Source organism: Baaleninema sp., assembly GCF_049974805.1.
Classification (GTDB): Bacteria; Cyanobacteriota; Cyanobacteriia; order Cyanobacteriales; family Geitlerinemataceae; genus Baaleninema.
Map to the genome: position 1 here is coordinate 89515 of NZ_JBNGCO010000005.1, position 3092 is coordinate 92606.

4 protein-coding genes are annotated in these 3092 nt (G+C 52.2%); 1 reads left to right on the forward strand and 3 read right to left on the reverse strand.

Annotated features, from left to right (window positions below):
- From ACP5D4_RS02290 to ACP5D4_RS02300, 3 genes are all read right to left on the reverse strand, one after another.
- Nucleotides 1-799, reverse strand: a 799-nt coding sequence (locus tag ACP5D4_RS02290; protein WP_428009999.1) for a calcium-binding protein, incomplete at its 3' end; no start/stop codon positions are given.
- A gap of 889 nt (nucleotides 800-1688) precedes the next feature.
- Nucleotides 1689-1943, reverse strand: coding sequence for a hypothetical protein (locus tag ACP5D4_RS02295; RefSeq protein WP_428010000.1), 255 nt, complete (start codon nucleotides 1941-1943; stop codon nucleotides 1689-1691).
- Nucleotides 1912-2625, reverse strand: a complete 714-nt coding sequence (locus ACP5D4_RS02300; protein WP_428010005.1) for a helix-turn-helix domain-containing protein — start codon at nucleotides 2623-2625, stop codon at nucleotides 1912-1914. The genes ACP5D4_RS02295 and ACP5D4_RS02300 overlap by 32 nt, the downstream gene beginning before the upstream one ends.
- Before the next feature lie 172 nt (nucleotides 2626-2797).
- Between ACP5D4_RS02300 and ACP5D4_RS02305 the strand changes: the two genes are divergently transcribed.
- Nucleotides 2798-3022: a hypothetical protein gene (locus tag ACP5D4_RS02305; protein ID WP_428010001.1), complete on the forward strand. Its 225-nt coding sequence runs from the start codon at nucleotides 2798-2800 to the stop codon at nucleotides 3020-3022.
- The last annotated feature ends 70 nt before the right edge of the window (nucleotides 3023-3092 follow it).

The window sequence follows — 3092 nt, forward strand, 5'->3', positions numbered from 1 at the left end:
TACTGCTGGCGTCGATGCCCAAGGCGAGTTCGAGGGTGCGACTGTCGATATTTTTGAGAATTGCGAGGTACTCGCCGCTTTGTCGATCGCGCGTTATGGTATCGCCGTCGTAGTCGTCGGTCCCGGCGAGAATTTCTAAGCGATCGAGGGTCAAGCCTCCCATGAGTAACAAGCCGTCTTCGTCGGGGTTGAAGTCTTGGATGATATCCGCGTTTTCGATGGCCGATCCCCCGGTGGTGGGACTGAGGGAAAAGCGATCGCTGCCTTCGCCGCCGTAGAGGGTATCGGTTCCGACATCTCCGTAAAGGCTATCGTCGCCGAGGTCGCCGTAGAGGAGATCGTTGCCGAAATCACCGAAAACTGCGTCGTTGTCTTTTCCGGCAAGGGCGGTATCGTCGCCGTCACCGCCAAAGATGCTGTCTGTGCCTTGGTTGCCGTAGAGGACATCGGCGGCGTTGTTGCCATAGATTTCGTCGTTTTCGCTGCCGCCGCTGACGCTGTCGTTGCCCTCGCCGCCGAAGAGGAGGTCGTTGTCGCGATCGCCGACGATTTCGTCGTTTCCGGCTTCGCCGCGAACCATGTCGTTTCCTTGTCCGGCATAGATGACGTCGTCGCCGTCGTTTCCGTAGAGGCGATCGTCGTCGCTATTGCCGAAAAGATAGTCGTCGCCTCCCATGCCAACGATGGTGTCGATGCCTCTACCTGCAACGATGAGGTTGTTGTCGTCGTCGGCGACGAACAGGTTCGCCTCGGCGTCGAGGATTACGGGACTGACGGAAGTTAAGTCAAGTGCAGCCATGTTATCGCTCTCGATATGATCGGTCTCGATACAATGCGACGGTACGGACGGCAGACACGAACGAGGGGTTGATTTTGACGAAACCTCTGCGGTTCGCGATCGATCGGCTTATCCTGAATCGATTCGCGCTCGATGCGATCGCACTGAGCGAGAATGTCTGAGACAGGAATTTCTGACTGTTTCTGACCGTTGGTCTGGGCTGTGGTTTGACCGCAGAATCGAACGGTCGGAAGACATTTGGATGTCGCACGATCGAAAACACAGCTATTTTTTACGCAAAAATAATTTGCGTAAATACTCGTATAGATGTGTTTTGCGTCAGTTTTCCGTCAATTTGTTGGCCTTACGGTCGATGCGATCTCGATTCCGGAAAAAATTTTGAAAAGCGATTTTTTTGTTTGAACAATTACAATTTCTATAAAAAAACAAATAAATAAAGATAAAAATACTGAAGTTTTTTGAAAATTATTTTGACTTCTCGGTATAAACCCGTAGGGGCGAAATCCTTGGTTTTACGGAAGACGGGAGAGAGGTCGATCGCTTACTCTAGATAGTCGTCAGCGAAACGGACGCGAGCCTTCGAGGGGAATTTTTCAAGAAACCTCGATATTTAAGAAGCGCCAGCACACAAAAAGTTCCGCGATCGAAGACCGCAGAGCCGAAGCCACAGAGATATCGGAGGAAATTTCGCAGTTGAAGGAGTTGGGTTTCGATCGACAGAGCGGTTCAGTCGAGCAGCTCGATCCAGCCGCGACGTACTGCATGAAGTAGCCGATCGATGGCAGCTCGGTCTTCTTCAGATATCTGGTGTTCTAACAAAACAGTTTTCAACGCCTGTCGTTCGGAGAGGGTTAAACGACCTGAATGCCAGACCCTAACCGCGATTTCACTAATGGCGATCGTCGAGGGGATCGTCGATGAAAACATAGGCATCCTCTGGGTCTGTGTAGAAAGCTACCGAATCACTATGCACAATTTCCGGTGGTTTTCCAGCGATCGATCCCCGTTTGTCCGGCGATCGCGATCGACTTGAGGGGCGATCGCGATCGCTGACAAACCTCAAAATTCTTGCTAAGCCAAGACAGCTTGTCAGACAGCGTCCGACAGCGCCACTATGGGGAAGCCTCGAAACCCTCGCTGTCAAGGAGTTCCTGCAATCGCCGTCCGTCTTCTGGCTTGACCCGCAATCGTCCCTTTTCTACATCGCGCACCCAACTTTGACTTTTGCCGATCTGTCGAGCCAGTTCTCGCTGGCTCCAACCTTTCAACCGACGAAACTGGGCGATTTGCTCTGGACTCAACGGTATGGGATCGGGCATTCCCGAAGTCCGGCGAGACTTCCGCTGTTGCTGCTTTTGCAATTGCGACAGGCCGCGATCGAGATCGGAGGGAAGCTGAAACTGTAGAATTCGCGCCTTCATCAACCGCGACCACTTTCCTCGAGGACTCGGATCGGTCAAACGCCGTTCTTTCCCAGCATCGTCTACCCAAAACTCAAATTCTGCCTCGCTTTCTTCTGGAACCGCCAGCAATTTCGCCCAAAGCGGTTGGATGTCTGGCGGGTAGCTGTTAGGGTCGAACACTGCATCGAAATGGTACTCGTGCAGTACCTCTAAATCTTTCTCGAAGGTGCGAATTTGTTTTTTGCGATAGGCGCGATCGGTTTCCGAACGCCGGAGTTTTGCCGATCCGTAGGCGACTGTCATTAAGGTCGAGACGGCGATGGGTTGCAAGCGACCCACTTTCGTTTTAAACAACAACCACAACATCATTCGGGCAGCCCCTTCGTGCTTCTGCCAAATTCGCATCACGGCTTGTAATAGCACTTTCGGCAAGTTTCCGTATTGATAAAACGCCCCGTTGGTTTCCCGTCCTTCGGGGTTGAGGAAATACTTCGCCCAATTCCCGGCTCGAATGCGAAACGTCAGCCCGACGAGGGATTTTCGCCCTCGCCCGTCTACCCGAATGTGATGTTGAACCCCTAATAAATGCCATATATTGCTGTCAGCAACGGTAAAGGCGGCTACATTTCCCTGTTGCGGCCAGCTTAGACTGACGTTGAGCCGACAGGGAAGTTGTCCGAGATATTTAATGAGTGCCAGTTTTTTGAGTTTGGACAGGTCTTTACGTCGGTTCAGTCCGAGGTATTCCGCCAGTTGGCGATCGTCGATGGCGAATTCCTGTTCCCAAGGGCGATCGCATTGGGCGGCGCAGGCGGCGTAAATTAAATGTACGCAGGCTAAGTACAGGACAAAAAAGCTGAAAGCCTGAGCTTAAGCGGGATAGAGCAACA